Raw genomic sequence first — 5298 nt, forward strand, 5'->3', positions numbered from 1 at the left:
CGCCGCCCAGGGGTCGAGTACGCCGGGGACCAGTGCGCTCAAGACCGTTCGGGGCGTGCGGCTGGACATGTGCACTCATGCTCAGTCCAAAGGAACGGTGGACGGGACGGTGGGGGCGTGAGGACCCGAGGGGCGCGGACGGCCTCGGCGGCCTCGGTGGCCTGGGCGGCGCAGGTGACCGTCGGCACATGGGGCCCTAGAGGTGCTGTTTGGCGGTCCTGATGAGGAGGGCGATCTCGTCCCGGGTCCGCACCCGGCGCGCGTCGAACTCCGGTCTGCTGTCGGTCTTGAGGACGGCGGTGACGTCGGCGAGGACGGCCTCGGCGGCCCGGCTCAGGTCTTCGTCGGCCGTGAGCATCTGTACGCGGAACAGGGCCTCCTGCGCGGCGGACCGCAGGTCGTACGCACGGACGCGGACCGTGTCGGGGTCCTCGGGCGGGGGCTGTTCGTGCTCGCAGAACCACAGGTGGACAAGGCAGCGGCGGTAGTTGATCAGCGCACCGGCATACACGGAGTAGGCGTCAAGACGTTCCTGACGGAGCTTCTCGCGACGGGTGAACTCGTGGGTCCGATCGGTGGCGCGCTGTTGATAGGCGAGCGTCAGCCCCGACCCGAGCAGGGTCCCGAGCACGGCTATACCACTGGCGATGATGGTCTCCACGAACCCAGCTGATCACGCGACGGCATCGGGGTCACTCCTCGGCGAACACCTCGGCGACAGAGGTGGCCGTGATCGCGCGGGTGAACCAGAGGTTGAGGGTGGCGAGGTCGTGGCAGGACGTGATGCGGTCGCGATCGGGGGCGGACATGGGGACTTCGCGACCATCGAGGAGCAGCAGGATGTCCTCGGCCTTGCCCTTGGCGTGGCCTTCCGCCCTACCCTCCGCCCTGCCCTCCGCCCGGATCTCCTCGGAGATCGGCGACGTGAAGAACGAGAGGTCGGTCATGAGTGCCCTCCAGGTGTCGGCGGCCGGCGCTTCACCCAGCCCCTGAGATGTCAGTTCAACGAAGATCGTCGCGGTGTCGGGATCGCGGGCTTCGAGGCCCTTCAGAGCGTCTACCAGTACTTTGAGTATGGCATCGGCCTGGGGGTCGCGGCGGTGCAGGACAGCGGACAGAACGGTCAGCGGGATGTCTTGGCGAGCCTTCACCGGGTCGTCGATGACTGGTACGTCGTCCGGCCCCAGGACGAGGGGGCGCAGTGTGAGGGAGGGCCACTCGGGTGGACCGAAGTCGACGGACTCGGACGCCCAGGCGGCTGTGCTCCTGTTGTCGCACACCACGAGGAGCACTGCGGGCAGCTCGTACTTCGCGTGCAGGTGCGCCAGGTAGTAGGCCCAGTTCCTCGGTTTGTCGACGGCTTTCTTTCCCTGAGCCTCTACGGCCAGAAGGAACTTGCCTCGCTTCGTTTCGATGCTCAGCAGTGTGTCCACCCTCCGTTCCAGAGGACGATTTTCCGTCAGGTCGGTGCAGAACGGGGTGGCCGAGATCGGATCGTCGAACGGGATGCCGAGTGCCCGAACCGCGCGGGCGAAGACGCCCGGATCCTGCTGGAAGATCCGATGCATGGCTTCATGAGGGGAACTGACCATAGGGGTGCGCTTGGTCCTTTCGTCGCTCGTGGGTGTGAGCATATGGCGGTCAAATATGCTCATGGCCAGTCGAGTTGGCGTATTCACTCGAAGGGGTGGACGACGTCGTCGCGCAAGCGTCGGAGGGGGACCGTGACTGCCGCCGAGCTTCGCTGGTTCAAGGGAGGTGCCGACCATGGCCCGGGGGACTGAGGACCGGCGGGTCGTCGTCGGGGTCGGGGTCGGGAACGTGCTGTTGTGCGGTGTGCTGCTTCTCGTGGCCGTCGGCGCGCTGTTCGTTCAGCCCACCACCCGGGCCGAGGAGACCGACGCCTGGCAGCTCGCCGGGCGGATCTACGGGTGCTGGCTCCTGGGCGGGCTGGTCCTGTTCCCGGTGTTGCGGATGACCCGGACGTGGGCCGTCCATCTGGCCACGATGATCGTGACGCCCGTCGTGATGTTCGCGCTCGTGATGCTGTCGGCGGCCACACGGTGACGCGAGGCCGCGCGGTCTGACAACAACGGCATGGTGAAGGCCTGGGAAGCACACAGGAATCGCCCCTAGCATCACGCGCATTCCATGACGGGAACATTCGGAAAGCGCGGTTCCGCAGATGAGCACAGCACCCAAGAGCAGCGGCCAAGGTCACGGCCACAGCCACGGCCACATCCACGGTCACGGGCACGACCAGCACCACGACGACGAGTTCGACAGAGGGCTCTCCCACGACCTGCCCGTGTTCGCCCGTCGCCGCATGATCAGACTGCTGGCCGGCGCGAGCATGGTCCCGCTGGTGGCGGCCTGTTCCTCGGACGACTCCGCCGGCGGCTCCGCGTCCGACCCGGCCTCCTCCGCCTCGTCCTCGTCCTCGTCCGGCACCTCCGGCGCCGACTGCGAGGTCATCCCGAGCGAGACGGAGGGCCCGTACCCCGGTGACGGCTCGAACGGCCCCAACGTCCTGGAGGAGAGCGGTGTCGTCCGGCGGGACATCACCCGGAGCTTCGGCTCGTCGGACGGTGTCGCCGAAGGCGTCCCGCTGACGATCACGCTGACCGTCGTCGACCAGTCCTCCGGCTGCGACACCCCGAAGAAGGGCGCGGCCGTCTACCTGTGGCAATGCGACAGGGAGGGCCGGTACTCCCTCTACTCCGACGGCGTCACCGACGAGAACTACCTGCGCGGCGTCCAGGAGACCGACGACGAGGGCCGGCTCACCTTCACCTCGGTCTTCCCCGGCTGCTACCCCGGCCGCTGGCCCCACCTCCACTTCGAGGTCTACGACAGCCTCGCCGACGCCACCGCAGCCCGGAACATCGCCGTCACCTCGCAGCTCGCCTTCCCCAAGGACGTCTGCGACACCGTGTACGCGACGGACGGCTACGGCGACAGCGTCCAGAACCTCGGCGAGCTCTCCCTGGAGACCGACATGATCTTCAGCGACGGCTACGACCAGCAGCTCGCCGCTGTCGAGGGCAGCACCGACAAGGGCTACACCGCCACGCTCACGGTGCCGGTGTAGCCGGGGCCGGGGAGCCGGTCGCTCCCGGCTGTTCGAGGTGCGTCGTGTCGCCCCACCGTGCCTGCCGCAGCCGCTGCCCGTCGTTGTCCCACCGCGAGACCGAGGCGTTGGGGACGGGCGGCAGCCGGTCGGGGGCCGTCGCGCCGAGCCCCGCGCACACGAGGCGCACGGCGACGGCGATCGCGTCGTGGGCGACCAGGAGGACCCGGCGGCCGGGAGCGACGCGGTCCAGTTCGCCGACGAAGTCCCGTACCCGCAGCACCACATCGGCCAGCGCCTCGCCGCCCGGCGGACGGTAGAACCAGTCGCCGGTCCGCGCCCGCCGTGCCGCCTCCTCGGGCGCGCGGGCCCGCAACGCGGCCGGCGGGTGCATCTCGAAGACCCCCATCTCCCGGTCCCGCAGCCGCTCGTCGACCAGCAGCGGCGGCGGGGCCGCACCGGGCTGCCCCGCCATCACCTCCCAGGTCTGCCGCGCCCGCACGTACGGCGAGCACACCACCAGATCCGGGCCCGGCCCGCCGTCGTCCCCCGCGAGTCCCGCCAGCCACCCACCCAACGCCTGGGCCTGCGTGCGGCCGAGCCCGGAGAGGGGGACGTCCGCGCCCCGGCCCGGCAGCGGCTCCGTCGACCCGGTCCGCTCGGCCTCGGCGTACGCGGCGTTCGCTGTGCTCTGCCCGTGCCGCACCACCCACAGCGAGGCGAGGGTGTACGGCGGTGCCAGCCCTTCGCCGGGAACCGTCGTGATCCCGGTGTCCGTGGCGTCGTTCGTCCGCGCTGTCATGCGTCCCCCATGCTTGCGGCGGTTGCGGCGGTCGCGGTGACCGAGGCTCCGCGTCGGTCGCCGTCATGCCTACCCCCTGAGCGGCGCCGGACGCTCCCCTCAGGGCGCCACCGGCGTGGCCGTGTACGTCCGCCGCAGGAAGCGGACCAGTGCCTTGGTGTCGAACTGCATCACCGCCACCTCCCCCTCGGCGGAGTGGAACTCCATGACGGCCTGGACCCGGCCGCAGGGCCAGATGCTCACGGGGCCGGCGGTGGTGGGGGTGCGCAGGCCGCGTTCGAGGACCTCACGGGGGAAGGCCCACTCGTCGGGGCCCGGGAGGCGTACGTGCACGGCGGAGGCGTCGGTGTCGGGGTCGTAGCGGAGGACGACCGGCACGGTGTCCCGGTCCTCGGGGGAGTCCGTGACGACATGCGCCCGGGCGTACTGCTCGACGGTGACGGACATCGAAGGACTCCTCACGCTGAGTGACACAAGCAGAAGCTGTGCATCCGCTGTCCACTGCCTCTCCAATGTCGCATATTTTCGGCCGCGCGCCCCCGGAAGCCCTGCAAGGGCACTGCAAGCCGCCTGTAAGGGGCCAAGGTGCCCGGCGAACCCTTCGCTATTCGGTACGCAGGCGCTCTTGCAAGAGGGTCGCAATAAGGCACTATCATCGTAAGGTTCCAGCCAGCGCGTCCCCACCCGGTGGCCCGGCCCCCTGTCAGGAGAGCGAGCCCTCGTATGCATGTCCCCGACGGATTCATCAACGCCCCCGTCTCGGTGGCCGCCGGAGTCGTCGCCGCCGGTGCGGTCGCCGTGAGTCTGCGCGGTGCCCGGCGCGAGCTGGACGAGCGGACGGCGCCCCTCGCCGGGCTCGTCGCCGCGTTCATCTTCGCCGTGCAGATGCTGAACTTCCCGGTCGCGGCCGGGACCAGCGGACATCTCCTCGGCGGGGCCCTGGCCGCGATACTCGTGGGCCCCTACACCGGGGTCCTCTGCGTGTCCGTGGTGCTCCTCATGCAGGGCATCCTCTTCGCGGACGGCGGCCTCACCGCCCTCGGCGTGAACATCACGATCATGGGGGTGGTGACCTCCGTCGTCGGCTACGCCGTCTTCCGCACGCTGGTCAGGATCCTCCCCCGCAAGCGGCGCTCGATCACCGTCTCCGCCTTCGTCGCCGCCCTGGTCTCCGTGCCCGCCTCGGCCGCCGCCTTCACCCTCGTCTACGCGATCGGCGGCACCACGGACGTGCCGATCGGCTCGGTCCTGACCGCCATGGTCGGCGTCCACGTCCTCATCGGCATCGGCGAGGCCGCGATCACCGCCGCCACGGTCGGTGCCGTCGTCGCCGTACGCCCGGACCTCGTGCACGGCGCCCGGGGCCTGACCGCCCCGCTCAAGCTCCGGGTGAACGGTGAGCTGGTGGACGCCCCCGCCGCCGCCC

General features: G+C 70.2%; 7 protein-coding genes. 3 read left to right on the forward strand and 4 right to left on the reverse strand.

Annotated elements, in window-relative coordinates; translation table 11 throughout:
- Positions 1-196: 196 nt before the first annotated feature.
- Together P1P70_RS40005 and P1P70_RS40010 are read right to left on the reverse strand one after the other, a co-directional pair.
- On the reverse strand, positions 197-661 hold the full coding sequence (locus P1P70_RS40005; RefSeq protein WP_319246718.1) for a hypothetical protein: 465 nt from the start codon (positions 659-661) through the stop codon (positions 197-199).
- Between the two features lie 31 nt (positions 662-692).
- Positions 693-1592: a hypothetical protein gene (locus tag P1P70_RS40010; protein ID WP_319246725.1), complete on the reverse strand. Its 900-nt coding sequence runs from the start codon at positions 1590-1592 to the stop codon at positions 693-695.
- Between the two features lie 175 nt (positions 1593-1767).
- Here P1P70_RS40010 and P1P70_RS40015 point away from each other — a divergent pair, with 175 nt between their 5' ends.
- Complete coding sequence (locus tag P1P70_RS40015) at positions 1768-2067, forward strand: hypothetical protein (protein WP_319246719.1); 300 nt, start codon at positions 1768-1770, stop codon at positions 2065-2067.
- Positions 2068-2185: 118 nt separating this feature from the next.
- Positions 2186-3091, forward strand: coding sequence for an intradiol ring-cleavage dioxygenase (locus P1P70_RS40020; RefSeq protein ID WP_319246720.1), 906 nt, complete (start codon positions 2186-2188; stop codon positions 3089-3091).
- Here P1P70_RS40020 and P1P70_RS40025 read toward each other — a convergent pair.
- Together P1P70_RS40025 and P1P70_RS40030 are read right to left on the reverse strand one after the other, a co-directional pair.
- Positions 3075-3779: a histidine phosphatase family protein gene (locus P1P70_RS40025; RefSeq protein ID WP_319246726.1), complete on the reverse strand. Its 705-nt coding sequence runs from the start codon at positions 3777-3779 to the stop codon at positions 3075-3077. The two genes, P1P70_RS40020 and P1P70_RS40025, sit on opposite strands and share 17 nt — an antisense overlap.
- A gap of 192 nt (positions 3780-3971) precedes the next feature.
- Positions 3972-4319 (reverse strand): SsgA family sporulation/cell division regulator, encoded by a 348-nt coding sequence (locus P1P70_RS40030; RefSeq protein ID WP_319246721.1) that lies wholly within the window; start codon positions 4317-4319, stop codon positions 3972-3974.
- 276 nt (positions 4320-4595) lie between these two features.
- Between P1P70_RS40030 and P1P70_RS40035 the strand changes: the two genes are divergently transcribed.
- Positions 4596-5298, forward strand: a 703-nt coding sequence (locus tag P1P70_RS40035; protein WP_319246723.1) for an energy-coupling factor ABC transporter permease, incomplete at its 3' end; no start/stop codon positions are given.

Origin of the sequence: Streptomyces sp. MB09-02B, assembly GCF_033794485.1 — a bacterium.
GTDB lineage: Bacteria > Actinomycetota > Actinomycetes > Streptomycetales > Streptomycetaceae > Streptomyces.

Excerpts from the sequence above, each read along its gene's own strand:
- P1P70_RS40010 (WP_319246725.1), bottom strand. The coding sequence starts at position 1,592 with ATGGTCAGTTCCCCTCATGAAGCCATGCATCGGATCTTCCAGCAGGAT.
- P1P70_RS40015 (WP_319246719.1), top strand. The coding sequence starts at position 1,768 with ATGGCCCGGGGGACTGAGGACCGGCGGGTCGTCGTCGGGGTCGGGGTC.
- P1P70_RS40020 (WP_319246720.1), top strand. The coding sequence starts at position 2,186 with ATGAGCACAGCACCCAAGAGCAGCGGCCAAGGTCACGGCCACAGCCAC.
- P1P70_RS40030 (WP_319246721.1), bottom strand. The coding sequence starts at position 4,319 with ATGTCCGTCACCGTCGAGCAGTACGCCCGGGCGCATGTCGTCACGGAC.